This window comes from Paenibacillus sp. strain BS8-2 (assembly GCF_054483835.1).
This window is the reverse complement of record NZ_CM137010.1, coordinates 2,642,183-2,667,325: the sequence shown is the minus strand read 5'-3', so window position 1 is coordinate 2,667,325 and position 25,143 is coordinate 2,642,183. Positions and strand designations below refer to the sequence as shown.

25 protein-coding genes are annotated in these 25,143 nt (G+C 51.6%); 7 read left to right on the top strand and 18 right to left on the bottom strand.

Features of this window, described 5'->3' with window-relative positions:
• Nucleotides 1-43 precede the first annotated feature (43 nt).
• From ACX1C1_RS11590 to ACX1C1_RS11570, 5 genes are all read right to left on the bottom strand, one after another.
• A complete protein-coding gene (locus ACX1C1_RS11590) occupies nt 44-1,795 on the bottom strand; it encodes a family 43 glycosylhydrolase (RefSeq protein ID WP_458957227.1) in 1,752 nt (583 codons plus the stop codon).
• 18 nt (nt 1,796-1,813) lie between these two features.
• On the bottom strand, nt 1,814-2,647 hold the full coding sequence (locus ACX1C1_RS11585; RefSeq protein WP_458957226.1) for a carbohydrate ABC transporter permease: 834 nt from the start codon (nt 2,645-2,647) through the stop codon (nt 1,814-1,816).
• 1 nt (nt 2,648) lies between these two features.
• A complete protein-coding gene (locus ACX1C1_RS11580; RefSeq protein ID WP_458957225.1) occupies nt 2,649-3,548 on the bottom strand; it encodes a carbohydrate ABC transporter permease in 900 nt (299 codons plus the stop codon).
• Between the two features lie 133 nt (nt 3,549-3,681).
• On the bottom strand, nt 3,682-4,959 hold the full coding sequence (locus ACX1C1_RS11575; RefSeq protein ID WP_458957224.1) for an ABC transporter substrate-binding protein: 1,278 nt from the start codon (nt 4,957-4,959) through the stop codon (nt 3,682-3,684).
• 116 nt (nt 4,960-5,075) lie between these two features.
• Entirely contained in the window at nt 5,076-7,034 is a 1,959-nt protein-coding gene (locus ACX1C1_RS11570; protein ID WP_458957223.1) for a glycoside hydrolase family 43 protein, read from the bottom strand.
• A gap of 252 nt (nt 7,035-7,286) precedes the next feature.
• Between ACX1C1_RS11570 and ACX1C1_RS11565 the strand changes: the two genes are divergently transcribed.
• Nucleotides 7,287-8,171: a pirin family protein gene (locus ACX1C1_RS11565; protein WP_458957222.1), complete on the top strand. Its 885-nt coding sequence runs from the start codon at nt 7,287-7,289 to the stop codon at nt 8,169-8,171.
• Between the two features lie 285 nt (nt 8,172-8,456).
• Here the strand turns inward: ACX1C1_RS11565 and ACX1C1_RS11560 are convergent, their stop codons facing one another.
• Nucleotides 8,457-8,657: a type II toxin-antitoxin system RelE/ParE family toxin gene (locus ACX1C1_RS11560; protein WP_458957221.1), complete on the bottom strand. Its 201-nt coding sequence runs from the start codon at nt 8,655-8,657 to the stop codon at nt 8,457-8,459.
• Nucleotides 8,658-8,689: 32 nt separating this feature from the next.
• Complete coding sequence (locus ACX1C1_RS11555) at nt 8,690-8,938, bottom strand: type II toxin-antitoxin system Phd/YefM family antitoxin (protein WP_458957220.1); 249 nt, start codon at nt 8,936-8,938, stop codon at nt 8,690-8,692.
• Nucleotides 8,939-9,822: 884 nt separating this feature from the next.
• Between ACX1C1_RS11555 and ACX1C1_RS11550 the strand changes: the two genes are divergently transcribed.
• On the top strand, nt 9,823-10,068 hold the full coding sequence (locus ACX1C1_RS11550; RefSeq protein WP_458957219.1) for a hypothetical protein: 246 nt from the start codon (nt 9,823-9,825) through the stop codon (nt 10,066-10,068).
• Between the two features lie 7 nt (nt 10,069-10,075).
• Here ACX1C1_RS11550 and ACX1C1_RS11545 read toward each other — a convergent pair whose 3' ends face one another.
• On the bottom strand, nt 10,076-11,221 hold the full coding sequence (locus ACX1C1_RS11545) for an MFS transporter (RefSeq protein WP_458957218.1): 1,146 nt from the start codon (nt 11,219-11,221) through the stop codon (nt 10,076-10,078).
• A gap of 281 nt (nt 11,222-11,502) precedes the next feature.
• Here ACX1C1_RS11545 and ACX1C1_RS11540 point away from each other — a divergent pair, with 281 nt between their 5' ends.
• Nucleotides 11,503-11,703, top strand: a complete 201-nt coding sequence (locus tag ACX1C1_RS11540) for a DUF378 domain-containing protein (RefSeq protein ID WP_458957217.1) — start codon at nt 11,503-11,505, stop codon at nt 11,701-11,703.
• Between the two features lie 135 nt (nt 11,704-11,838).
• Here the strand turns inward: ACX1C1_RS11540 and ACX1C1_RS11535 are convergent, their stop codons facing one another.
• The 5 genes from ACX1C1_RS11535 to ACX1C1_RS11515 form a co-directional block, all read right to left on the bottom strand.
• The gene (locus ACX1C1_RS11535; RefSeq protein WP_458957216.1) at nt 11,839-12,126 is read right to left on the bottom strand and encodes a hypothetical protein; all 288 of its coding nucleotides are present in this window, start codon (nt 12,124-12,126) and stop codon (nt 11,839-11,841) included.
• 144 nt (nt 12,127-12,270) lie between these two features.
• Nucleotides 12,271-13,410, bottom strand: coding sequence for a toxic anion resistance protein (locus tag ACX1C1_RS11530; RefSeq protein ID WP_458957215.1), 1,140 nt, complete (start codon nt 13,408-13,410; stop codon nt 12,271-12,273).
• 43 nt (nt 13,411-13,453) lie between these two features.
• The gene (locus ACX1C1_RS11525) at nt 13,454-15,148 is read right to left on the bottom strand and encodes a vWA domain-containing protein (RefSeq protein ID WP_458957214.1); all 1,695 of its coding nucleotides are present in this window, start codon (nt 15,146-15,148) and stop codon (nt 13,454-13,456) included.
• 12 nt (nt 15,149-15,160) lie between these two features.
• Nucleotides 15,161-15,835, bottom strand: a complete 675-nt coding sequence (locus ACX1C1_RS11520; RefSeq protein WP_458957213.1) for a hypothetical protein — start codon at nt 15,833-15,835, stop codon at nt 15,161-15,163.
• 386 nt (nt 15,836-16,221) lie between these two features.
• Entirely contained in the window at nt 16,222-18,171 is a 1,950-nt protein-coding gene (locus ACX1C1_RS11515; RefSeq protein WP_458957212.1) for an ABC transporter substrate-binding protein, read from the bottom strand.
• A 133-nt stretch (nt 18,172-18,304) separates the two neighbouring features.
• On the opposite strand from ACX1C1_RS11515, the gene ACX1C1_RS11510 reads away from it, so the two are divergent.
• From ACX1C1_RS11510 to ACX1C1_RS11500, 3 genes are all read left to right on the top strand, one after another.
• Nucleotides 18,305-19,078, top strand: coding sequence for a DUF975 family protein (locus tag ACX1C1_RS11510; protein ID WP_458957211.1), 774 nt, complete (start codon nt 18,305-18,307; stop codon nt 19,076-19,078).
• 248 nt (nt 19,079-19,326) lie between these two features.
• Complete coding sequence (locus ACX1C1_RS11505) at nt 19,327-19,740, top strand: hypothetical protein (protein WP_458957210.1); 414 nt, start codon at nt 19,327-19,329, stop codon at nt 19,738-19,740.
• Nucleotides 19,741-19,770: 30 nt separating this feature from the next.
• A complete protein-coding gene (locus ACX1C1_RS11500) occupies nt 19,771-20,319 on the top strand; it encodes a DUF1697 domain-containing protein (RefSeq protein ID WP_458957209.1) in 549 nt (182 codons plus the stop codon).
• A gap of 76 nt (nt 20,320-20,395) precedes the next feature.
• Here ACX1C1_RS11500 and ACX1C1_RS11495 read toward each other — a convergent pair whose 3' ends face one another.
• The 5 genes from ACX1C1_RS11495 to ACX1C1_RS11475 form a co-directional block, all read right to left on the bottom strand.
• A complete protein-coding gene (locus ACX1C1_RS11495; RefSeq protein WP_458957208.1) occupies nt 20,396-21,151 on the bottom strand; it encodes a YheC/YheD family protein in 756 nt (251 codons plus the stop codon).
• A gap of 80 nt (nt 21,152-21,231) precedes the next feature.
• A complete protein-coding gene (locus ACX1C1_RS11490) occupies nt 21,232-22,122 on the bottom strand; it encodes an ADP-ribosylglycohydrolase family protein (RefSeq protein ID WP_458957207.1) in 891 nt (296 codons plus the stop codon).
• A 34-nt stretch (nt 22,123-22,156) separates the two neighbouring features.
• A complete protein-coding gene (locus ACX1C1_RS11485) occupies nt 22,157-23,146 on the bottom strand; it encodes an AAA family ATPase (RefSeq protein WP_458957206.1) in 990 nt (329 codons plus the stop codon).
• Nucleotides 23,143-23,787: a nicotinamide riboside transporter PnuC gene (gene pnuC, locus ACX1C1_RS11480; RefSeq protein ID WP_458957205.1), complete on the bottom strand. Its 645-nt coding sequence runs from the start codon at nt 23,785-23,787 to the stop codon at nt 23,143-23,145. Before pnuC ends, ACX1C1_RS11485 begins: the two co-directional genes overlap by 4 nt.
• A gap of 57 nt (nt 23,788-23,844) precedes the next feature.
• On the bottom strand, nt 23,845-24,615 hold the full coding sequence (locus ACX1C1_RS11475; RefSeq protein ID WP_458957204.1) for an NUDIX hydrolase: 771 nt from the start codon (nt 24,613-24,615) through the stop codon (nt 23,845-23,847).
• 190 nt (nt 24,616-24,805) lie between these two features.
• On the opposite strand from ACX1C1_RS11475, the gene ACX1C1_RS11470 reads away from it, so the two are divergent.
• The gene (locus ACX1C1_RS11470; RefSeq protein WP_458957203.1) at nt 24,806-25,141 is read left to right on the top strand and encodes an ArsR/SmtB family transcription factor; all 336 of its coding nucleotides are present in this window, start codon (nt 24,806-24,808) and stop codon (nt 25,139-25,141) included.
• Nucleotides 25,142-25,143 lie beyond the last annotated feature (2 nt).

The following is a 25,143-nucleotide window of genomic DNA, read 5'->3' as shown; positions in this document are numbered from 1 at the left end:
TTGACCCCCTTTCTCTGCTCGGAAACATGATCGGCTTTGTGTGTTAACGAACCACGTCGATATAGTCGATCGAAATGTCGCCCGCGGCAGGCTTTAGTGTAATGGAATTTGTTCCCCCGCGCAACGTGAGCGTAACCTCGACGACGGGATACTCGCTCCGTCCGCTCGGTGGAATCTTGACGGTTTTTTGGTCGCCCGCCGTTTCTACGACGATCGCCGTCTCCTTCTCCGCGCGATTGCTTGCCGCAATCCGCACTGTATATTCACCGCCGGCAGGGACACCGATATTACCGAACGATAGCTTGCTGCTCCCGCTTTCACCGTTCATGACGCCGGTGCCGGACGAGAACGGATTGTCCTCGGCGAGCATGCCGCCGCTGCCTTGCGCATATTCCGCTTCGTAACGCGGAATTTCGATCGCGTCCACCGTCACGCCTTGTGCTCCAGCGAACGTGATCTCCACGCTGTTGCTTCCTTCTGCGAACCCTAAACTCGCGTACGCATATCCCGTCTCACCTTCGGCTAGCGGAGGAAGCGCCACTTCGACCGGCTCGCCGCCGGTCGAATGCAGCCTCGCGACAGCGTCTTCGCCGGATGCGTTCCGGTAATGCAGCAGCAGCGGCGATTGCAGCGACGCTCCCGTTCCGAGCGTTAGGCTGTCGAACGACAACCCGCCGTCTGCCGTCTTCGCCGCATGCTCCGCAAGGAAGAGCCCGCTGCCCGATGGAACATCGATCGCGGTATCCAGTGATATCGGCTTGCCGAACACCGGCAAACCGTCCTCCCCCCACTCCACGAGTTGGGCACGCGCACGCCGGTTGTTCCAGCCATCGGTAATTCCGCTCGTCGCATGATAGATATTCCAAATTTGCGTTCCGTCTGGCGATTGCGCGAACGTATTATGACCCGGACCGTATACGCCAGCTTCGTCATCCATGGACATCAAAGGCTCCGCCGACTTCTCCCAGTCTTCCGGTTCAAGCGGGTTCCCGCCTTCTTTAAGCGCCAGCACGCCCAAACTGTAATGCGGCGTCCAGCTCCCTGCTCCCGAGTAGACAAGGAACGTGCGTCCATCCTTCTGCAGGATCGCTTGCCCCTCATTAATATAAGGAGGGCCGCCGGCTCTCTCCCACTCCTGATCCGGCGAGCTTAACAGCACGCGCGGACCGCTGATGGTAAGCGGATCGCTCATCGGCGCGATGTAGGAGTTCTGCGCGATGTTGACATCCCCTTCCCAGCCAGACCATACGAAGTAGAGCTGCTCATCGTGCTCCATCACAAGTCCGTCAATCGCCCAGCGGTTTGATTCGTCCGTGATTTGCCCCTTGAAGGTATAATCTCCCATTGGGTCGTCCGTATCCGCCTCCAAGGCGTACATCCGATGATTTTCGTTCGCTCCGTCGTCCGCCGCGAAATAGATATACCATTTGCCGCGCACATACTGGATTTCCGGCGCCCACAAATTCGCCGAATAAGCCGTATCGACCGGCGGATACCAGACGACCTTTTTCTCCGCGTGCTTGAAGTCCAGCGTGCGCGACTTCATCACCATGACGTCCGCCCCGTTATGCGTGAACGTCATATAATAGAAACCTTCGTGGTACGCGATGCTGGGATCCGGCGTATCCATGCCCGCCAAAGTATTCCTGAACGTTCCGCCATGCCCCGTATACGTTGTGTTTGCCAACTCATTGTCGTTCATTGTCCCATTCACCGCCCATATCGTAACGGCTGCAAGGGCGGCCACAATGACCGCCCCAAGCCCGAAGTATAGTTGTACTTTCCGTGTCCTCATCCGAGCTCTCTCCTTCCTTTACTTCACGCCCGACTGCGTAATCGCCTTGACGAACGAACGTTGACCAAGGATAAACACAATCAGAACCGGCAGCGTCGCGATCGTCGTCATCGCCATCAGCTTGCCATACGCTTGGGTGTAGCTGCCTTGCGCCATTAGCGCAATGCCGGCTGTAATCGTGCGCATCTCGGGAGATGTCGTTGCATACAACGGCCATACGAAGTCGTTGTAGATACCCATAAAGGTGAAGATGCCGAGCGTAACCATGATGGACACCGATGCAGGCAGCAGAATGCGTGTGTAGATATGCCACTTGTTCGCGCCGTCGATCCGCGCAGCTTCTTCGATTTCCTTAGGGAACGAAGCAAAGAACTGATACAGCAGGAATACGCCGAAAGCGCCGGCTGTATAAGGTAGAATAAGCGCCGAATACGTATTGATTAATCCCAGTCCGTTAAACTCCATGTACATTGGCAGAAACGTCAATACGCCCGGAATCATAAGCGAGGCCACGAACATTGCGAACAACGCGCGTTTGAACGGCAAGTCGGACAGACGAGCCAGCGCGAAGGCGGCCATGGAGTCGATCACCAGGACGATGGCCGTGCCGATGAGACCAACCGACAAGGAGTTTCCGATCCAGCGTACGATCGGTACGTTCATCAGCTCTCCGGCTAGACCCTCCGCGTAATTTTCGAACGTCGGTTTTTTCGGAATGAAATTCATCTGCCCTGCCAGCGCCTCGAAGTCGTTCTTGAACGAGGTCGAGAGCATCCAGATCAAGGGCATCAGGAAGATGGCGGCCATGATAATCGCCAGCAGAATAAGCAGAAATTTGCGCGTCCGTACCATGTTACACGCCACTCTCCTTTCGTCCATAGGTTAATCGGTATTGCACGACCGAGATGATCATAATGATCAGCGCCATAATGATCGCCATCGCAGACGCGCTGCCGATCTCCTTGCGCATAAAGGCTTGGTCCAGCACGTTAATCAGCAGCACCCTCGTCGAATCGCCGGGACCGCCTCTCGTAAGCAAGAACGGCTGCGCGTAAACGTTAAACGAAGCAATCGTCGACGTGATCATAACGAATAACATGACCGGTCTGATCGATGGCAGCGTAATGTGCGCGAATTTCCTCCAGGCACTCGCTCCATCGATCGAAGCTGCTTCGTAATAATCCTCGGGAACCTCGTTGAGCGCGTTGATGAAAATAATCATGTTGAAGCCGATCGTCCACCAAAGCGTCGTCGCGATCAACGATACCCAAGCCCAAGGCGTGCCCGTCAACCACGGAATGGCATCCATGCCAAGCTTCATTAGCAAGCTGTTAATAAAGCCCGCATTTGTGTCAAACATCATGAGCCAGATAACAGCCATGACGGATGCCGATATGGCATACGGCATAAAGAAAAACGTCCGGAACAGGCCGCGAATCCGGCGGGGCAATCCATTAACGAGCATGGCCAGCCCAAGTCCAACAATGATCAACAAAGGCACGGAGAAAATAACGAACTGGGCCGTAGCCCACAACCCCCGAAGGAAGACGCTGTTCTCATAGGTTCCTCCGGTAAAGATGGCGATATAGTTGCTAAGTCCAACGAACGGATGCTCCTCGGACAACAATTCGAAGTCATGAAAGCTGATATAGACGCCGTACCCGATCGGGAACAGCAGGAACATTACAAAGCATAGCGTATACGGCAGAGCGAACAATGCCGATGTAAGTCTGGACGTCCAAGACGTTCTCATATCCGTGATCCCTCCAACGAAACTGGCGTGTCTCTCAAACGTGCGTGTCTAAATTCCTTCTTCCACAAAAGAAGGACGGGCGCCCATTGTCGTCCCGTCCTTCGCCACTAACCGGCGGTTAACGACTGTTACTTTACTTGCCGATCGCTTGCTTGGATTTCGCCGCGGCGTCATCCATCGCTTTCTGAGGATCTTTCTTGCCGAGCAGCGCGTTGTTCAGCTCGCCCCAGATCGGCTCGGAGATCGTTGGCCAGTTCAGCACGTTCGGAGCGAATTGCACGTAGGAGAAGCTGTCCGCGATTGCGCTTTGCGGCAATGCTTTGAACTCCGCGCTATCGATCATCGGCTTGGCAGCCAGCGCTTGACCTGATTCCGCCCACTCCAGCGAGTTGGTGGACACGTATTTGAGGAAGTCGCCGATGCCTGCGATAACCGCTTCGTCCTTCACGTCCTTCGGAATCGCGAAGTTATGGGAGCCGCCGAATACCGCTTGCTTGGCTTTGCCGATTTGCGGCATTGGCGCCACGCCGTAATTGAGACCCGCTTCGTCGAATTGGGATTTCATCCACGGACCGTTGAATTGAATCGCGTTTTTGCCTTGCAGGAACAATGTGTTCTCGCCGTCCTGCTGCACGTTGCCAGGCGATACGCCTTTGTCTACCATGCCGCGCAGCCACTGGATCATTTCCACCGCTTCGGGAGAGTTGTATCCAACATCCGTGCCGTTCCACATCTCGCCGCCGTTCTGCCATACCAGCGTAGGGAAAATGAATTGCTGCGGCCACAGCGTCGGAACGACGTAACCGTAGATGCCTTTGTCTTTGTTCGTTACCTTCTCCACTGCCGCATCGAACTCTTGGCGGTTAGTTGGAGGGCTTGTGATGCCCGCTGCTTCCAGCAGATCCTTGTTGTAATACATAACAAGCGGATGGATGTCGAGCGGGATGCCGTACAGCTTATCCTCGATCGTCGCATAATTAACGGCTGCTTCCACGTAATCCGTTTTGTTGATGCCAGCTGCGCCTGCCAGCGTATCCATCTCTTGCAGCTGTCCCTTGCTAACGTAAGTCGGAATTTGATCCAAATGCATGATCATTAGATCAGGGCGTTCTTTGCCTGTGCTGAGCGCCACGTCAAGTTGCTTGTAATATTCGCCGTTCGGCTGAATGACGAAATTGATTTTGTAGCTGTCTTGAGAAGCGTTATATTTGTCTACGATTTCCTTCATGAATGGACCATCTGCGCCAGAGAACGGCGTCCAGAACAGGAACTCGGTTTTCTTGCCTTTGCTGCCTCCCCCGTCCGCAGCGCCTTCCGAATTACCGCCTGCGTCTCCGCCGTTGTTGCTGCATCCGGTCGCGACCATTGCGAATACCGTCAGTACCGATAGCCATGTCGTAGCTTTTTTCATCTCTTCGTTTCCCCCTAATGAATGGTTGGAAAGACGTGATATCTTTCTTGGTACCCATCTTACCTCAGGGCGTCGAGACGAAAAATGTCATCTTTTTGTATGCTATGGACAAATTTTTAGGTACCTAGCGCCGTCCATTCCAGATTGCGCAGCGTTAGCTTGCGGCTGGAGGAGAGCGTCAGCGACTCCAATCGTTCGTCCGTCGGCTCGGATAATGCGAGCGTGTCGCCTGTCCATATTTGCAAGTCTCTAGCATCGTGCACAATATGCAGCGTTGTCGATCCCGCCAGACTTATCGAGATGGCGCGCGAACCGTCGCCGTCCCGCTTGCTAAGCGTAAATTGAAGTGCTATAGTATTGCCTTCCGCTTCGAATCGGCAAGAAGTCGCGGACGCGAACGGATTATGCAGCTGGAGCGAAGCAGCACCCTGCATCGGCATGCCGATCAGCGCTGCGCCGTCTGCGTGCCAATCTCCGGACTCGGTGTGGAAGTCGGCGTGAGCCATGCAAGCGGCCGCTCCAGATGCCAGGAAGGATAACGACTCGGTCAGCGAGATGCCCGCGAAGCTGGCGGATGTATAATGCGTCGTCAGCCCATATCGACGGAATGGCGCATACGTTGTCCCGTCCAAGATAGCTGAGCCGTCAAGCTCGACCGCGATTCGGTTGCCGGCCGCGCGAACAAGCAGCTGGTGATAGACATCGAACTTGAACCCCTGCGGCACAGCTGCGCTGACCGTCTCCAGTTTAAGTCCTAGAATCGTCTCGTAGATGCCGATTGTCCCTTTGCCGACATCGAACATGACCTCAACGAAAGTGCCGTCCCCGGACTCCAGTATCGCTCCATACAAGCCTCCCATATGGCTGCGCTCCCAGCGGACGTTAATCTCGCATACAGCATGCTGGGCAAAAGAGCCCAAGTAGGCGCGGCCGATGCCGACCAGCCCAGACTGCAGCAGCGCTTCTCCGCTGATTCGCCAATCGCCGCCGACAGTCGCCCACCCTTCGCCGATCGCAGCGCCATCTGCTGTATCCGTACGATCAAACAGATCACGGAACGACGGCATCGCTGGTGCGCTCTTGGCCTCATACGTCGGCCCGGATACCGTCATTTGTTCGCCATGCCACCGAATAGGGTCCATCCGCATTTGACGGCGCTCGCCTTCCTCCGGCCCCTGCTCCCGCACTTCGCGGCCGTGATAGACGATCCAATCGTCGATGTTGTTAGGCGCCTTCGCCACGCTGTTATGGCCGACTCCTTCTACCTTCTCGTTTTGTCTTAGCAACGGCTCGTATGAATCGTCATCGGGATATTTGGTCCAGTCGAGTTCGGTCAACGACTTGTCTGCCGAATGGTCGGCCATACTGAAGCCTACATAATAATACGGACTGGTGAACGCATTGCCGCTGTACATGACGTAATGCTTGCCGCCGCGCTTCAGATGGAAGGCGCCTTCGATCGTATGCCAATCCCTGCCGTCGCCGAAACGATTCTCGGCGAACACTTCTTCGTCCAGCGTTGGTCTGACGATAAGCTTCGGCTTGCCCTCCGGCGTGAGCGGATCCAGCAGTCTATCAGCAATAATGACCGTTCCTGCCCGATGCGCATCAATACCGTACGTCTCGTTGGTCGAATAGAAGAGCACGAGTCCGCCATCCGTATCCCTTACTACATGAGCGTCGATTGAGAACGTATCAAATAACGTCTTGCGATACTCGAATGGACCAGTCGGAGAGTCCGACACGGCAACCCGCATAAACTGCAGATGAGCATCATCTTCCCCCACCGGCATATTGGACACATAGAGATAGAACAGCCCATTGACGTATATGACCGCAGGAGCCCAGTAGCCATGCCTTCCTTCTTCGCGATATGCGTATCCGCGATGCGTCCATTCCGTCATGTCAGGGGATGTCATAACGGATACGCCTTCTCCAGCTGTTGCATAAGCATAATAACGTCCATTCCACTTCATGACGTATGGATCCGGATGATAAGGCGATACGCCGAGCTTCTCGGTGTCCGGATCAAGCTTGTCCGTAGCGACTGGCAGTGGATTAATGTACTTTCGCATGTTTGTTACCCTCCATTAATGTTATTGGTCAGCCACATTATAGCCGACTGACGGTTGACGCGGGATAGCTCCCTTTTGGACGTTATGGACATATTTATAGACGATATAGCGATCATGCGGAAAATGCGTCCACTTTGCAAGGCCTCCGTATTGACAATGATCGCAATCCCTGTTATCTTTAATTTAAGATAATTAATTTAAAGATTAAATACCAAATTAACTACCATCAAATCACAAAGGAGCGTGTTATCCATGACCACCACGTATAGACCAATTGAAGAGGTCCGCAGCGGCGCGCCATTCCATATGGTTGGCGACGGCTTCCGCGTATCCAACTATTTCCCTACGGGCAACGATCTTGGTCAACGGATCAGCCCCTTTCTCTTGCTCGATTACAACGCGCCCTTTCATTTCGCGCCAAGCGAATCCACAAGAGGTGTCGGTGCGCACCCGCATCGAGGCTTCGAGACCGTCTCTATCGCGTATGAAGGCTACGTCGAGCATCATGACAATCACGGCAATCATGGCATTATCGGCCCCGGCGACGTGCAGTGGATGACAGCGGGATCGGGCTTGCTTCACAAAGAATATCACGAGCGCGAATTCGCTAGGCGGGGAGGCACATTCCATTTCATCCAGCTCTGGGTCAATCTCCCTCGCGAGCACAAGATGCATGAACCAAGGTATCAGGAGCTGCCGAAGGCGGAAATGGGACGTGCGCAATTGCCTGATGGCGGCGGCGAGGTTCGCGTCATTGCTGGCGATTACCTGGGTACGCACGGCCCAGCTCAAACCTTTACGCCCATACATCTATTCGATATCGCGTTTAACGCGGGAGGCGTCGCCGAATTCGAGCTTCCAGCGGCCTATAACGCCAGTGCGATCGTGCTTAGGGGCAAGGCTCGCATCAATGGCGAACGCGAGTTCGAAGAAGGCGCGTTTATCCTGTTCGGCAATGCAGACGGAGCCATCCGGATTGAAGGACTTACCGCAGACACCCTGGTTCTTGTGCTTGGCGGAGAGCCAATCGATGAGCCGGTGTTCCAATACGGACCGTTCGTCATGAACACACGAGAGGAAGTCATCGAGGCTTATGCCGACTTCAAGGCTGGCAAAATGGGCAACGCCGATTTCTAATATCTAAAACTCACCTGCCAAGCACGTAACAAACAGGGTTGTCATGAGGTCATCACGAGTGGATGACTTCAGAGACAGCCCTTGATTTTACATGCGTTGGGGCCTCATAGGCGGGGCGGAGTGCATTATGTGTAAAATTTTGTAAATTCTGATCTAAACATGTCGACAAACAGAAGAAAATGCTGTTGGATACCTGCAAGTGGGTGAGTTTTTACGAACGTAGAACGAATGAGAAACTGCTGAGATGAATAAAGCCAAAAAACCGCTTATTGGCATAATCATTGATTATTCTATATCGTCCTGCAATTCACCAAACAGGATTCGCATGTAATCTCGCCTGCCATACAGTATACGATAGATGGAAACATATTCGACTTCAACCCTGTAAAATATGAGATAATTGCCACTTGTGAGGTAGCGAAAATTTGTTTTCACATTAATTAAGGCAGACAATTCTTTGCCCAACAACGGAAATTCCCTCAACATGCAAGGGGATTAACCCGAATTCTGTACATAACCTAGACTCCTAAACGGTTTTTCACATCTTCCGCAGACAGCCAATCCCCGTCTTTCACCGTAGTTTCGGCTTCGGATAGTTTGGACAATAACTTAATGGTTGCTTGAGTTTTTTCATACTCCTCTATATCTACAAGTACATAACGTCCTCTTCCATTTTTGGTCAAAAAAACAGGCTCATCCACGGCAATATCACCCAGAACTTCGTTATAGTTCCTCAAATCAGAAATGGGCTTTATATTTGGCATCATAACAACTCCTTTCTTCATTATGATCATTATATCTATATTATTCGTAAAATAACACATCAAATTCACCCTAATATTTAATCGAAAACTTCGAAAAACCAATCTTCTTAAAGTGAAAACGGATGCTGCTGATGCATATCTTCTGGGCGAGGCTTAATATGCGTTATCTAACGCGACAACACGAGTCCTTCTCCAAGATGTGCGTGCAGACGAAGCTTCTATTCCAATCCTTCCTGGTTCAGTTTTCCCAGCGTACAAAGGTGTTTTCGGGGCTATGTATTCTAACGTGTCCCTTCGCTTCTTACATGAGTTTCCGACTGCATCCTCCGTTCTAGAAGTCAGTGAAGAGACATTAAAAATGACAATCAATGCTCTTCTAACTTCAAAACGTGGCTCCAGACAGCTTAGATACGCACTAGTTATGGCGGTGCAGTGTGGCCTAATCCGATCTCACAACACGCGGATCAAAGAGTTTTACGAACGTAAAAGAGCTGAAGGAATCCTGACAAAGTGGCTTTATTGGCGTGTGCGAATAAGTTAGTTCATTGGTTGTACGATATACTAAAAAGCAAGAAATCATTACGTCCAGTGTAGCAAACATTAAAGGTATAACCTTCCAATACAATTCAAATTAGAGGGTTATTTGGCATGCTCAATAATCAATATAACACAAGTTTTAGAGTTGTTTTGCTGGTAATGTTGACAAGCTATTAGCTGGTATAGCTTAATCCCCCTCTCCAGTCTAATTAAGATGACTGACAATCGGCTTTACTTGGACAACCTGTAATTCTTACATTCCCCTCATCCTTTTATTGCACAAATTTAACAATTGTTTGTTACATTCATGTCATCAAGGTGCTTTGACGCCTACAAAAAGGAGCCCGCCCATGTCTTCCGAAACTATCGTAACGTATACGCCACGCCTCAGCGACAATGACACCATGACAACCAAATTGATTTATCGCATCCGAGAACAACAATTAAGCCCATCCGAGTTGAATGAGCTTGGTGCACGCTGCAGAAACGAGCTAAGAGAGTTAAGGCATGAATTAAATATGCTGCTGGACGAGCTTCGGGCTACACTTAGGGATGATGCTGCAGCCCCAATGCAGAGCAGCAATTATGCTGCCTAGCAGGTCTCTACCCCTCCGCCAGCTCACACTTCCGTCCCGGCTGCAGCTTCAAATATAAGAGGGCTGACGATCCGCACACAACAAACAGCAATAGATACATAAAGGTGACCCCCCGCATCTCCACAACTTGACCTCCGATCAAATTGCCGGCAATGCCTCCGAGTCCCCATATGATGGCAGCATAGATCGTCTGAAGCGTCGCTTTTGTTTTGTCGCTGGCTAACATATTGACCAGCTCGACCGCAACGCCGGCGAAGAAAGCAAATGCGATACCGTCAAGCAGCTGCGTCGCAAGCGTGACATATACGTTGCTTGTCAGGAACAAAACAATATACTTCGACGCATATAACGCCGCGGCTACCGCAAGCAGCCGGGATCTCCCGAATCTCTCGCCAAGCCGTCCCGATACCCAGAACAACGGCACCTCGATCAAGGCAGCAATCGCAAAGGCTGTCCCTAGTAACCTTTTGTCGAAATCATGTTCGTCAAAATATAACGGGAGAAACGTAGCACTCGCGGTTACGGACATCATCGTCAAAAACGAGACAAGACAAAGAAACAAAAACTTGCGGTTGCGAAGGACTTCCCCCATCTGCTCAAACACTGTGAATCGTAGCGGCGCCGTCTGCACCACGGGGAGAAAGAATTGAACTGCGATAATAGGCAGCGCCAGTATCGCATATAGAACAAACGTCGCTTCGTACCCATGCTGCTCGTAATAGAATCCCACCAAAAATGATCCAATGGCATAACTGAGCGCTCCCCACAACCGTACACTGCCGAACGAGAAGCCTTGGCGTGCGCCGATCTCTACAGTCACCGCATCGCTAAGCGACGGCAATGCCGATTGAAACCAGGCGAACAGGAGCGAGACAGCCACGATAACAGCAAACGTGTCCGAGAGGTAGAACATTAATCCTGCGGCCGGGGTTGCGATCGCTGCCAGAATGAGCATCCCCTTGGGACGCTGGATCCGGTCGTTCAGCATACCCATGACGGGCTGAGCCACCACGCTGACAAAAGCCCATATCGATAACAAATAGCCGATCGAAGAAGGACTGAAACCCCGATCATGGAAATGCAGGCTAGTGTAAGGCATTAAAGTGCTAGTCATCAAATATAGCAGGAAATAATACAAGGATACGATTCTCACGGCAAGCTCCCTCAGTAGATGTAAGTACGTTCAATTTTATGTATAGCGCGAGCTCTTTCATGTACATCTTCATTTGTAGTTATTATACTATGAATCTCATTCTTGCCTAGCCTCGCCTTGTGCAATTTGGTATTCGTTTTCTCTTCTTCCGCTTCATTTAATTGTGCATATTCTACAAAAGACCCTCATACGATTGTAATGTCTAACCAAGATTCGGCGCCGGGGCGTGCCGTTCGTGCAATACGGCTCCCTGCGACCGTCCAAGGAGGGTATGATTCGTTATGAAGTCGCTTAACCTCATTAGCTTGGTGCTTATTATTATCGGTGGATTGAACTGGTTATCCGTCGGGCTGTTCGAGTATGACGTCGTGAGCGAGCTGTTCGGCGGATCGACAGAGATTGGCTCCAAAATCGTATATATCGTCGTAGGTGTAGCTGCTCTTTATGCCATCTCCCTGCTTCCTAAAGCATCCAAGGATTAAGAGATTTCCATATGGAACCCGGCAGCCGCGCCTATAGCGATTGCCGGGTTTTCTTTTGCCCAAATGCAAGCGCATACAAAAGAGCAGGATCTCCGAAACTCTCGTTTCTTGACCCCGCACTACGTTTGTATGCGATTACAATTTGGCCTTCATGTCCATGAGATATTTGACCACCACGGCGAGCGCGCCGAGATAATAGCCGACGAGCACGATCCATCCCGTCGAGTCCATAGCTGAGAGCATTGCAAGCATCATGAGCGGGAATACGTAATACACCATATCCTTCAGGTAGCCCAGCACAAGCTCTAGCGAAAGTTTACCTCCCGACATCGATTTGAACAGCCCGATCATCATGTCGAGCGCCATCGAACCCATTACGACCCACATTGCCACTTCCATCCAATGAGTTAGCGTACCAAACATTTGCTTCACCTCCTCGCTATATCGTATGCCGACGCTCGCGAGGTTGTACCTTAAGCAGTGTCACGATTATTACGGGATCATTATAAATGGAAAAGGCGATGCGACAGATGAAAGATCCCGCATCGCCTCTTTATGCTGTTGTCGTTATAGAGCTAACCGCTGCCCCCGCTCCAGCCGCTCGATCTGCCGCTCGCCGGTATCTGCCAGCTCCCGGAATTGATTGATCGTCTCGCGCATTCTCGGCAGCGCCTCCTGCTTGTAGACACTGATCGAATCCAGTGCGGCAATGACATCGGTGAAGGCCTGCTTTAAGGTATCCACGGAGATGCTGGTCTCCAGCGATTGCTTGTGAATCGCCGCCCCTTGCTCCTTGAGCATCCGCGATGTGCCGCTGATGAGACTATCGGTCGTTTGGTTCAGCAGCTCGATCTTATGAAGAACAATGCGCTGATTATAGAGCGCTCCTGCAACAGTAACTGAGGTTTTAAGCGCGGATACCGTAACGTTGCGTGCACGGTCGACTCCCCGAATCAGCTCCTTGTTATTGCGCATGACGACCTCAATCGCCATAATCCCTTGCTGGTTCACGACCATCATCTGCTGCAGGTCCATCACTCGCTGTCGCAATGGGAACAGCACCTCCTCCGCGATGAAACGGATTCGATCCTCGGCTTCCAGCCGCAGCCTTGCATCTCCAAGCTGGGACTCGATCTCCTCGTCCATCAGCATGCCCAGCTGGATTTCTTTGCGGAGACGTTTCGTCAGCTCCCTAAGCGCCTGCTGCTCGAACTCCAGCGTCGTATTATCGTTGCGGAGCACCGCCTTGCCTTTGTCGAGCGATGCGATAATATCGGAGATTACGGCATCCGCCTTTTGATACTTGGCAAAATAGCTTCTGAGCGGATTAAACATTTTGCCCAGAAGACCGCTTTTGGCAAAATCCACTGCGCTTGGGTCCAAATCCTTCAGCTGAAGCTGAAGCTCTGACAGCCCCTTCGCGACTTGCCCGCCATCGTCTCCCGCTCGGGAGAGCTGTGCGACCGATATCTGAAGCAGAGCGTTCTTGTCTGCCGAACTACGCATCGATGCCATGCCGAACTGTTCGATCGAATTCATGATCTCCTTGCGCTCTGTCGGTGCCTCCGGCTCCATCGCAAGTATCGCCGCGACATTGTTCCTCGCCAGCAGCTTGAGCTGTGCTACTTCCTCCGGGACAGGTTTTACTTGCTCGGCAATCGACGTACGGATTTGCTCCTGGCTTGCGACTTCCATCGAAAACGACATCTCGTTTCCTCCCCTTCGCATCTATTGTTAGGCTTGCGTATCCCTACATTTGAGCGTTGAGCAAATTGCCAATCTTGTAGACGACGTCGTCAGTGTCCGCATTGATACTAGCCGCTTCGTTGATTGCGGAGATGCGCTTAAGCGCTTCGATGTTAGCATTGTACCCGATCGTATAAATGGGGACGTGATACGTCTCGATCAAATCGCGAATATCGTTAAGCGAATGTCCCGTGTTCGTTTCTCCGTCGCTCAGGACAAAGATGACCGGTTTCACTGCGGGATCGCGAGCCACCTCTTCCCTCAGCAGCTTCATCGCCACCGCAATGCCGTCGAAGGTGGCCGTCTCTCCTCCTGCTTGCAGCCCGCTCACCGCTCCAACGAACATAGACTGCTGATTCGTATCGTAGACGCCGATGGGAAGCTCGATCGTCACTTCACTGGAGTAGGAAACCAGTCCGATACTGTTCTCGCGGCCCAGCACCTTCTGACCAGACAGCAGCGACTCCTTTAGTCTATTGAGCGGCTCCCCATCCATGCTGCCGGAGATATCCGTTACGAATACGGCCGCGATTCGTTTATTCCCGTTTTTCTTCTCCTTCCACAGCTTCTGTGCCGGCGAGAGCAGCGACCCATCCACAGCCGAACTCTCCGGCATGTAATCTTCCAGATCGTTGAACCCTTTCTCTGTCGCCTTTCGCTGCCACTCTGCTCCTGTCACGAAATCGGCGAAAGCTCGCAGCAGCTCATCCTTCTCCGGTGTAATACTGCCAACGGCATATAACGGACTATCATGCCTGACGCCGAATGGCGTAAATATGTAGCCGCTTCTCAGATCAGGGGCGTTCATATAGGTTTGATATTCTAGGACAAATGCGTCGAGCATACCTGATTTCGCCGCCTCACGCATCTGTAATGTCGTTGATGCGATAAACGGTACATTGGCTTGAAAACGCTCGAAGCCTTCCACACCGCTTGCGCCCAGCGGATCGGCGCCACCGTAGGTTTCTAGCAGCGAGACCAGGAAGTTTAATCCCGTCGAGCTTGCGAAAGGGTCCGTGTAGCCCATCGCCAGCTCGTTCTCCGCTATGGCATCGGTTATCGTCTTTACCCCGACGAAACCATATTTGGCAACGAGCTCATCGTATTTCTTCTGCTCCGTCACGATACCCGTCACATTGCCGACGAGCCGCGGCGTCAACAGCTCGATGTCAACTCCATCCTCTCTGATCATCTCCCCCCATAGCTCATTGGATGGCGTGAACGCATCCGGCATATATTTGCCGGATCGGATATATTCGGCAGCCGTACCTGAAGCGATGTTGCGCAGCATCACCGATACAGGCTCACCGTCAACCATAATGCCCGCCTCGTTAAAGGCAGCAGCCGCTTCCGACAACCATCCATCAACACCAACGCCAGCCTTCTCCGTCGAAGAAAAAATCTCCACGTAACGATTCGTGGTCGGCTCCACCGTCACAGGAAACTTCGAAATATCCGGCAGCGACTCGCCCACCTCTACGGGATCAAGATCGATTGTCCCTTTGACCGGCTCTGCGACCCTTAATCCAATGCGGCGTACAAGCTTTTCCAGCTTGCCGTCAGCATCGTTTGCCGACACTTTAGCTGCCGGCTGCCCCCAATTCGACGTTGCCGTGACGCCATAATAGACCGCTCCGAACACAAACAAGGTGATGCCAAGAAGTACAGCAGCCGTCCTCCCCCCGTTTCGACCGGCCATCCTCATCCCCCCTCATGGTTTGTAATATTTGGTCTGACTGATTAGGGCGTCGATGTCCTTCATGCAAGGCATGCCCAGGGCATCACGGTAATTTGCGCTCCCAAGCCGCGATAGCTCCGAGAGGAGTTGGTCCAGCTTCAGCAGAATTTCTTCATTCGCGCCAAGATAACCTGACGCTTCAGCCGCAACGCCGGCTGACATTGCTGCTGACTGTTTAAGATGAAGCAGGTTAATGAATCCCCGAATATGCCCATAGAACAACTCCTCTACCGCGGCGACCACCGATATGAACCTCCGATAGCTCATCTCCGACTGGTTGAAGCGCTCCCCCAGTAATTGAAGCAATGCCTGCTTCTTTTTCTCCATTCGCTCGAGCTGTGACAAGGCGAGCTCCGTCTCTTGTCTGAGCGTCCGCATACCGCGGTGGCGAATAAGCGCCAGCTCGAATTGCTCATGATTAAGCGGGGGCGAGTGTTGTCTCGATAGCGGAGGGCGGAATAGCAGCGCATGGCTGCCGACCAGCAGCGTGATCAGGCTCATAATAAGCAGCGTCGCGACGGCAGACGTTGCAATAGCGCTGCCTCCCATAAGCTTGGCGCCGATCAAACCTGGCGACAGCACCACGATATTGACGATGATGATGCCGATCACAAGCATCAGCAGCTTGAATACTCTGGCTCCGTTCAACGCCCGCACCTCCTCCGTTACTACTTAACTTATTCAGAGTATGAAGAAGGATATGCCGAGCATAACAAGCTCTGTTGTTGTACAAGCTTCCATATTTTGTATTTTATTTTGTTGTTTACGAGGCAAATCGAGCTCGCGTTTCATTCTTTTTTTAGGCAGTCGGTCGGTCGGCCGGACTTCAAGCAGGGCCATGTAAAGGCACAATCGATCCCGATCCCGATCCCGATCTCGATCTCTACGAAGGTCGAGTTGTTCATTCATATCAAAAAAAGAGTTGCGACGGAGTGTCGGCAACTCTTTGTTATAGGCCCAGTTGCAGTTACTGGTGGAAACATCGCTTTTCTTCTTCGCTGCATACATTGTGTATTGTACGTGATGGGATGTGTTTACTTCTTATGTTTCTCAACAAGCAAGTCCGCGATCTCTTCTGCTTGGGCAATTGTTGTCATAGGGTCCCAATACGAATAACGCTCCGAGTCAAACCAGTATACCTGATCGTTTTTGACCGCATCTTGCAAATTCCAGACAGGATCGTCCTTGTAGTTAACGTTACCTTCGGAGCTGACGATGAAAACATGGTCGCCCACGTATTGATCCAGCACTTCAGACGATATAACAATCTGCTGTTCCTCGCCCCATAACTCCTGCTTCACTCTATCTGGCGGATTCAATCCCAAAATATCGTAGATTGCTTGTCCGCCCCTGCCCCATCTGTTACCGAGCACGCGGAACTCATCTTCCCACCGCATCAACGTAAACGTTTCATCCGGACCAAACAATCCTTCAACCTTCTTCGCCGCTTGCCCAGCTCTACGATCATAGTCCTGCAGCCAGGACTCCGCTTCCTCTTCGCGTCCAAGCAATTGACCGAAATAACGAATTTCCTCGTGATCGTTCTTGAACTTCCCGAAAGGTACGACGACTGTTGGCGCTATCTTCGCATATTGCTCGTACTCATCTTTGTTCTCGATATCAATAATGATTAGATCCGGCTCTAATGTCACAATTGTCTCAAGCGATACCGTCCATTCTGCACCAATACTCTCAATCCCTGTCTTATCTTCTGTGATATAAGGATTGTCGATGTACGGCTGCAATGCGCCCACTGGCTTAGCACCTACCGCCAGAATGGAGTTCAGCATATTGTTGGTCACGATCCGCTCGGCTTTTATGGGAATCTCTACATCCCCGAAGATCGTATTGACCGTTTTAACGCCTCTTTCTTCCACTTGCTCCCCGTTCGTTCCCGTCGCCGCGGAATTATTGTTATTCGCTGCTCCGTTCTCAGCCCCCGAGCCGTTACCGCATGCGGAGAGAATCAGCATCAAACTTATCAGTCCGCTGATTGCTAATGAAGTTTTGTTCTGCTTGTTCAAAGAAATACGTCCACCTTTCGCCTCATATCGATCGTGATAATGACTATCATTATACAAATCAATATAACTTTGCGTTGCATCAGGAGCAATAGATAATGCTAACGCAGCCGATGGATTATACTGATCTCCATGTTTGCGGTACACAAGCGGCGACATTCCACTCATTTTCTTGAACACTCTTCCAAAATAATACACATCATCATACCCTACGCTTGCTGCAATTTCCTGCAAGCCGGCAGCCGAATTTCGTAATCTAGACTTGGCATGTCCAATTCGCGTCTGGATCACGTAATCGATCACGCTCGTCCCCGTCGCACCTTTAAACAGTCTTGAAAGATGGCCAGCGCTTATGCCAAGCTTCTGCGCCAGCATCTCGACCGTTATGGCATCCGCATAATGCTCATGGATATATGTCATCGCAAGCTCAATCGGCCCAGATTGAATATCGAGTGTACGCTGCTCGCTTAATTCGGTCAGCACCTCGTTCACAAAGCGATAAAACATCATTTTCATCCTAAGCAATCCCGCAGCTCCGCTTCGTTTGGACAACTGCTCCATGATTCTTACATCCTCAAGCATGGAGATTGCTTGTTTGGCCTGCACATGATACCGGACTTGGAAAGGCTGTACCCGCTCCAATATGCGATGAGCCTCGGCACCTGCATTCTCGGGCAGATTCGCTTTGTAGAAGAGCAAATAATAGACGCTATCCTCGCTTGCCAGCACCAAATCAAAGCATACTCCCTTGCCCCCATGGATAATTTGAAACCGCTCAGTCGACTGTAGTTTCCCGTTAAGAGCAATGATCATGCTGCCGCGTTCGACAAACAAAAAGAAGCTGGCTGGCATTGTATAGCCTAGCCTTTGCTCCCCCGTCACTGCTTCCAAACGTCTAATATCCATGATCTTTAGTTGTGCCAGACCCCACAAATAAAAGTGATCATTCGAATGAATATCCATCGGAGTCCCTTCCCCATTGTTCTTTGTTTTTATTGTAGCAAATGTGAACGAACGCAGTTGAAATTTATATTCTCTATTTATGTAAATTATAATAGTATAAGGTCATAGGACTAAATACAAGGAGGTAATAGGCATGTGGACACGTTCCGAGCTCAAAAGCAGAGCCAAAAGCACACTCCGAAATAACTACTGGAAGGCATTTCTCGTCAGCTTGATTCTGGGCATCGCTGGAGGGGGATGCAATTCCGGAAGTGCCAATTTTAATTTGGGATCAGGAGGCGGCACATCTTCTGACGGTTCCGGCTGGAACGTATTCGGCGACATCTCATGGGCGGAACTTGCTCCTTTCTTAATTATTGGATTCATCATCTTTCTTCTTGTTCTTGCATTCGCGCTCGCCCTGCGCATTTTCTTATTGGCTCCTCTGGAAGTAGGCGGTTTACACTTCTTCAAACGCGCGGCTGAAGAGGAAAGTAATATGGGACATCTAGGTTATGCTTTTGGCAACGGCAGATATGGCAATATCGTAAAAACGATGTTCTGGAGAGGCTTGCTTCAATTTCTGTGGACCTTGCTATTCATCATTCCGGGGATTATCAAATCGTATGCCTACAGCCAAGTACCGTACATATTGTCAGACAATCCCGGTATCAACTATCGGAGAGCCGTCCAGCTAAGCAACCAAATGACACGTGGGCACAAGTTCCGCATATTCGTACTCGATCTCAGCTTCTTAGGCTGGATTCTTCTGGGTATCCTCGCTTTGTTTGTCGGCGTGCTGTTTGTAATGCCGTATATTTATGCTACTAAAGCTGAGCTATACCTCGACCTGCGCCAAGAAGCGCTGCAGAGCGGCATCACAACACTTACGGAGCTTCGGTTAAATGATGGACCTACTCCCTTATAAGTAAATGCGCTGTATGACATGAACCGCAGCATCCACAATTATGTGGATGCTGCGGCGAGAGCTCGATAGCCCGTTCTTTGCGGGCTATTCGCGCGTGCGCGGCCGGCGGGAGCTCGATAGCCCGTTCTTTGCGGGCTATTCGCGCGTGCGCGGCCGGCGGGAGCTCGATAGCCCGATTTTTGCGGGCTATTCGCGCGTGCGCGGCCGGCGGGAGCTCGGATAGCCCGATTTTTGCGGGCTATTCGCGCGTGCGCGGCCGCCGGGGCGGCGATAGCCCGATTTTTGCGGGCTATTCGCGCGTGCGCGGCCGGCGGGGCGGCGATAGCCCGATTTTTTCGGGCTATTCGCGCGTGCGCGGCCGGCGGGAGCTCGATAGCCCGATTTTTGCGGGCTATTCGCGCGTGCGCGGCCGCCGGGGCGGCGATAGCCCGATTTTTGCGGGCTATTCGCGCGTGCGCGGCCGGCGGGAGCTCGATAGCCCGATTTTTGCGGGCTATTGGCGTGTGCGCAGCCGCAGGGGCGGCGATAGCCCGATTGTTGCGGGCTATTCGCGCGTGCGCGACCGCCGGGGCGGCGATAGCCCGATTTTTTCGGGCTATTGGCGTGTGCGCAGCCGCACGTTAACCTTGCAGAGTTGTGTTAAAATAAGTATGGTCAGCTAACATGGACATGAGGAGGTTACCTATTAAATTATGATATACGTAGCATTATTAAGAGGCATTAATGTCGGCGGCAATAATAAGATTGATATGAAGGCGCTGAAAGCCACATTCGAGCGGCTGGAGCTACAACACGTGACAACCTATATTAATACAGGCAATATCATATTCGAAGATCGTGCTCATTCTGCGAAGAAGCTATCCGAACTGCTCGAAGAAGCGATCTCCGCCGATTTCGGTCTCACCATCCGAGTCATGGTCCGTACACTGGATGAAATCTCAACAATTATGACCGCACTGCCTGAGCACTGGGCGAATAATCAAGAGATGAAAAGCGACGTTCTATATCTATGGGATGAAATCAACCATGCGAACGTACTTGAATCTCTCACAATCAAACCAGATATCGATAGAGTCATCTACGTTCCCGGCGCAATTCTTTGGTCTTATGATAGAGAAAACGCCGGTCGCAGCGGCATGAACAAAATCATTGGCTCGAAGGTATACGCTCAGACTACCGTTCGCAACGTCAACACAGCACGTAAAATATTCGACCTAATGAAGACTGCCGCAGAGCGTTGAATGCCTTATACCGGACGATGCGCACTACACACTTTTGTCGACTTCAAAATGATCACAACAAGCAACTAATTGAGCGTCAACCTTTACGCCCGTATTGCTTGGCATAAGACACAATACGTCGATAAAGCGCCTTGTTTTTCATCTGCTTTAAGGGATAAAACTGCGGGCTTGTGTTGACCTCAAGGATCCAAGCTCTGCCGCCCTGCTCAAGCGCTACATCCAGTCCAAGCTCCCTGAACCCTTTTCCATGCTGATCAAAAACGTGTCCGACTTGACGTCCAAGCCGCTTCAGCTCCGCTTCCTTGTCCTTGATACGATCCGCTCCGAATCCAGCGCCGCCCATCGTCGGAGCAAAGAAGCCGACATTGCCTCCTTGATTATAATTGGTCGCTACCATACCCGGACGGCCAATCTTTGTGAACAAGGCCGTACTTACCCATTTGCCTCCGTTAGTCTTCTGCACCATCACTCTTATGTCGAACGGATTGCCTTTGGTCTTGGCTAGCGAAATACCTTTCTGCAGCAAATACGAGCGGTTACTTATCCGTTTTTTCATATGCTCATAGAGCGAATCTATCGTCCTATGCTTGCTTTGCCCGGAGCTGCTTTGGAGCAAGTAGTTGTTTCCTTGCTTCTTGACCCTCAGGATGCCTTTTCCACCAGAACCGGCTGTCGGCTTGCAATAAACAGTCGTATAGCGTGCCATCATGCTGACCAAATGGCTTCGCTTAAACTGGCTGGTATGAGGCACATACGCTGCCACTGTTCTACTGCTTCGCAACCATTTGGTCTTCACCCACTTACTCTTAATTGTACGACTTCTGTATTTCATCTCCCGATCAGCTCCTTTACTCTCTTAACATACGAGCTGATCTGCGAATGTGCGCGTGCTATAGTCTAGTAAAGCTCTGACTATGCACCAGTCCCCAATCGATGACTAAACAAATCTGCTGCCGCCGAATCCAGCCGTTCGCGGATCAATATCGCCTCCGCGTAACGCCTCGGCAAGCTGTCGAAGCCGCAATGGATGCCGGCTAGGCCACCGGCAATCGCGCTGATCGTATCGGAGTCGCCGCCGAGGTTGGCTGCCCGCTGCACAATATCCTCGAAGTCAGCACCGGCCATCAGCAAGTAGACCACCCACAGCATCGTATGGACAACAAAGCCGGTTGGTCCGCAAGCAGGCTCCACCGTTAGAGCTGGCTCATATTCGGTTCCCGTCACTTCTGCTTGAACAGCCGACCTCAATTCCTCGCCTTGGAGCAGCCGGTAGGCAATACGCGTGTAGATGGCACATGCCTCGTCGCATCTGGGATCATAATGTGTCATACGTGACTGTATACGAGCGATACGCTCCGCTTCTTCTACTGTCCCATATGCAAGCGCGGCAGGCAAACACCGCATCAGCGTGCCATTGCCGCCGCTTTGCCCCATGGCCTGATCCGTGTTTAACGCCGCTTCGAACCAGTTTCCCTCGTAATGCTCGATGACATGACGGATAATATTGCCCACATCCTTTGGCCGCGTACGATACCAAGCCAGGAACTTCTCCCCGATCGGCTCCACAGGCTGCAGCGGATTAAGTAATATGCCATCCGCCACACATAACGTCATCATCGTGTCGTCTGTCACCTCGCCCGGCGCAAGCCGCCATACGCCGCCGCCGATAATCTCGGTCAAATAGCCATGCGCCGCCTTGATCTCCTTTACGCTCATAAATTCCGTTGTTCCGCCAAGCGCATCGCCAATCGCTACGCCATATAGCCCTCCCTTTATCCGGTCAGACAAACTAGCTTTCTTCATTATCGTCAACCTCCTCTTTGTCTACCTCTTCGAACTAATCATCCAGCGAATCCATCACCTGCTTTACCTGTTTCGCCCGCTCCGTAATCGATCCTCGGAGCATTGTGTAGGACACGCCTCGGCGTTCCAGATCCGCCAATATCTCCCGTTGGAAGGACACACGTTGCACCTCGCCGGACCGATCCCATGTATCATCGTAGGGAATATCGATATCGCATACAAAAACAAAATCATAGCGGTCAACCGCTTCCTGCGCGCGACTCATAAGTCCTTGTGTTGCCATCCCATGATAATCCAGCGAGAACATGTATGTCGTGATCGCATTCGTATCGACGAACAACACATCCCGTGCCTCGAGCAACAGCCCCTCCTCCCGCTCCATATGACCTTGCGCAATCTCTTCGAGCTGCTGAGGCGTCAGCCTTCTGTCGACTTGATGCAGCGCCCAATATTCCCTGCCGTACTCCGGCATCCATACCGTGTTGTATTGCTGGGCCATATACGCAGCAAGCGTAGACTTCCCCGTCGATGGCGCCCCTAGGAATACGGCAGTTTTAATCATGTCACGATAAACGACTGGATTCAGAAACTCCCTATTCTCATAGGGCACTCTCCGTACCTCCGTACCGGATATGGGTACCGCTAGCCGTTCAAGATCAACCACACGATTGACCGCTTGTAAGGCAACGCTCATATGATCCCCATACGGCTCGCTGGAGTAGAAGTGGGTAATATTGCGCTCCCCAAGCAGCCCCAACACGTAATCCTCCTGAGTCCGCATAATTTCCGGTGTATAGCCGGTTTCCTTCGGTCCATCCCAAGCTTCGATTACCTCAGCGTTCGGGTACAGCTGCCGAATCCATCCGGCACGCACGTCCAGCGGGATATCGATCGTTTCCGGGCAATCGTAAATGATAATCATAACGTGATCCATCTCCGCCAATGCCGTCTCGATCATGAGCTGATGGCCGCGATGAAGCGGAGCGAACTTGCCGAGCGTTAGTCCTATCAGACGCTCCTTCATGTTACCTCCCTCCCACCAGTAGCGCGGTATTCACGTTTCCATGAGAAGTAGCCGCTCGTCGCGATCCCCAAGAAGATGACATATAAGAACGCCAGCGCATACAACTCCTTGTAGGCATACAAGCCGATCGACAATACGTCGACCGCAATCCATACAAGCCAGTTTTGCAATATTTTGGATGAGAGCAGATATTGAGCCATTAAGCTAAGCGTAGCGACAAAAGCATCGGCGTAAGGGATAGAAGCATCCGTATGCGTATGGAGCAAATAACCCCAAGCTAGCGTAACGGCGATCGCCATTATACCGAGAATAATCGCCAGCCTTTTCTTGATGCTTTGCGTTGGACGGACCTTCTCCCCTTCCCTCTTCGTAAGCCACACGATCCAGCCGTACACGCTAAGTACGAAGAATACGACCTGCAGCATCATATCCGCGTACAGCTTCACTTCAAGGAACATAAAGAAGAAACAGCCAACATTCACAAGTCCGATCGGCCATGCCCAAATATTCTGTCTCGCGGTAAGCCATACGCAAAGCAAACCAGTCATCGTCGCAACAATCTCGAGCGTCGTTGACGACGTCAACCATGCGATCGCAAGCATCGCGGCAACAAGTAGCAGCAACGTCCCCTTCTTTACCATTTCATCCCCACCATTTATATTGTCATTATGAAAGTATCAACGCCGAAGAAAAAGCGCCTAGCTGTAGATGGACAGCCCCGGCGAATAATCTGTAAACCGATACAACTGCGCGGCCCGCTGGGAATAACGATTGGACACCTTGGGCTCTCCCGATCGATCCAACACTTCTTCGATGATACCTTCACGGCTCTGCGTAGACGTAATTTTGCGGATAAAGTTACGCTCCTCGAAGGTCGGCACAACCGTCTGGATAACCTGATACAGCTCGCTGATCGTGAACTCTTCTGGCAGAAACTCGCGGGCGATCGTCGTCGTTACCATTTTCGCTTGAATTCGGCCAAGCGCATCACGAATCATCTCGGCATGGTCAAAGGCGAGCTCCATACGCAGCGCCTCCTCAATCGGGAACAATTGCACATCTGCCGCGTCGGTATCGGCCCGCCGTCCGATCAGCTTATGCTCGTGCACGAGCGCGAAGTAGGCATGGGAAATCATCCACCCTCTAGGATCGCGTCCAGGCTTGCTGTACACATTAAAGTACTCCATATGCACATCCGTCACGCCTGCTTCTTCACTTAATTCCCGCATCGCGCAATCGTACATGCTTTCCGTCTCTCTGCAAAATCCCCCAGGCAGCGCCCATTGACCTTCGTACGGCCACTGCTTGCGCTGAATGAGCAGCACCTGAAGCTCGCGTGTCGGCAATGCTTTCTTGGCCGTTGTCTTCTCTGTGGATGTAATCGTAAATATAACAATGTCACTCGGCGCGCCGTCCGGCGTTCGGAACTGTGCTGAAGAGTAGTTTGCGGGTTCTTCTGCTGACAACATGTTCACCTGCTTTGTCTAGTGCTTGATCGTTAATTTTAGGTAATGTCAATTTGATATCATCATTATGACATAATTAAATGAAATGTCAAGCGGTCTGTTGAATCGCAAATGAAAGTCTTATAGGTAACATCTACTTAAATTCTAATCATATGCCTTTACGGGAATATTCCTTTGGAGGTATACTTACGACATGAACGAAATACTACAAGCCATCTCAGAGCCTAATCGGCTTCGAATCGTTGAATTACTGCGGGACGGAGAACAGTCCGTCGGCGATATCGTTGAACGACTAGGTCTGAATCAACCACAGGTATCCAAACATCTTCGCGTGCTGCAGGAAACAGGCATCATAGAGATGATACCTGAGGGCAACAGGCGGATTTGCAGATTGCGCCCGCAGCCGCTCCGGCAAATGCTCGACTGGCTGGATTCCTTCCGGCGGATTTGGGACGAGAGACTCGACCGCTTGGATGATTATCTGCAGGAGCTCCAAGATTCACCGGACAATGAACATCGATCAACATGAAA

What these genes read in the sequence shown, in the direction of transcription:
- ACX1C1_RS11590 (WP_458957227.1), bottom strand. Translation starts at nt 1,795, where the DNA reads ATGAGGACACGGAAAGTACAACTATACTTCGGGCTTGGGGCGGTCATT.
- ACX1C1_RS11585 (WP_458957226.1), bottom strand. Translation starts at nt 2,647, where the DNA reads ATGGTACGGACGCGCAAATTTCTGCTTATTCTGCTGGCGATTATCATG.
- ACX1C1_RS11580 (WP_458957225.1), bottom strand. Translation starts at nt 3,548, where the DNA reads ATGAGAACGTCTTGGACGTCCAGACTTACATCGGCATTGTTCGCTCTG.
- ACX1C1_RS11575 (WP_458957224.1), bottom strand. Translation starts at nt 4,959, where the DNA reads ATGAAAAAAGCTACGACATGGCTATCGGTACTGACGGTATTCGCAATG.
- ACX1C1_RS11570 (WP_458957223.1), bottom strand. Translation starts at nt 7,034, where the DNA reads ATGCGAAAGTACATTAATCCACTGCCAGTCGCTACGGACAAGCTTGAT.
- ACX1C1_RS11565 (WP_458957222.1), top strand. Translation starts at nt 7,287, where the DNA reads ATGACCACCACGTATAGACCAATTGAAGAGGTCCGCAGCGGCGCGCCA.
- ACX1C1_RS11560 (WP_458957221.1), bottom strand. Translation starts at nt 8,657, where the DNA reads ATGTTGAGGGAATTTCCGTTGTTGGGCAAAGAATTGTCTGCCTTAATT.
- ACX1C1_RS11555 (WP_458957220.1), bottom strand. Translation starts at nt 8,938, where the DNA reads ATGATGCCAAATATAAAGCCCATTTCTGATTTGAGGAACTATAACGAA.
- ACX1C1_RS11550 (WP_458957219.1), top strand. Translation starts at nt 9,823, where the DNA reads ATGTCTTCCGAAACTATCGTAACGTATACGCCACGCCTCAGCGACAAT.
- ACX1C1_RS11540 (WP_458957217.1), top strand. Translation starts at nt 11,503, where the DNA reads ATGAAGTCGCTTAACCTCATTAGCTTGGTGCTTATTATTATCGGTGGA.
- ACX1C1_RS11535 (WP_458957216.1), bottom strand. Translation starts at nt 12,126, where the DNA reads ATGTTTGGTACGCTAACTCATTGGATGGAAGTGGCAATGTGGGTCGTA.
- ACX1C1_RS11530 (WP_458957215.1), bottom strand. Translation starts at nt 13,410, where the DNA reads ATGTCGTTTTCGATGGAAGTCGCAAGCCAGGAGCAAATCCGTACGTCG.
- ACX1C1_RS11525 (WP_458957214.1), bottom strand. Translation starts at nt 15,148, where the DNA reads ATGGCCGGTCGAAACGGGGGGAGGACGGCTGCTGTACTTCTTGGCATC.
- ACX1C1_RS11515 (WP_458957212.1), bottom strand. Translation starts at nt 18,171, where the DNA reads ATGGATATTCATTCGAATGATCACTTTTATTTGTGGGGTCTGGCACAA.
- ACX1C1_RS11510 (WP_458957211.1), top strand. Translation starts at nt 18,305, where the DNA reads ATGTGGACACGTTCCGAGCTCAAAAGCAGAGCCAAAAGCACACTCCGA.
- ACX1C1_RS11500 (WP_458957209.1), top strand. Translation starts at nt 19,771, where the DNA reads ATGATATACGTAGCATTATTAAGAGGCATTAATGTCGGCGGCAATAAT.
- ACX1C1_RS11495 (WP_458957208.1), bottom strand. Translation starts at nt 21,151, where the DNA reads ATGAAATACAGAAGTCGTACAATTAAGAGTAAGTGGGTGAAGACCAAA.
- ACX1C1_RS11490 (WP_458957207.1), bottom strand. Translation starts at nt 22,122, where the DNA reads ATGAAGAAAGCTAGTTTGTCTGACCGGATAAAGGGAGGGCTATATGGC.
- ACX1C1_RS11485 (WP_458957206.1), bottom strand. Translation starts at nt 23,146, where the DNA reads ATGAAGGAGCGTCTGATAGGACTAACGCTCGGCAAGTTCGCTCCGCTT.
- pnuC (WP_458957205.1), bottom strand. Translation starts at nt 23,787, where the DNA reads ATGGTAAAGAAGGGGACGTTGCTGCTACTTGTTGCCGCGATGCTTGCG.
- ACX1C1_RS11475 (WP_458957204.1), bottom strand. Translation starts at nt 24,615, where the DNA reads ATGTTGTCAGCAGAAGAACCCGCAAACTACTCTTCAGCACAGTTCCGA.
- ACX1C1_RS11470 (WP_458957203.1), top strand. Translation starts at nt 24,806, where the DNA reads ATGAACGAAATACTACAAGCCATCTCAGAGCCTAATCGGCTTCGAATC.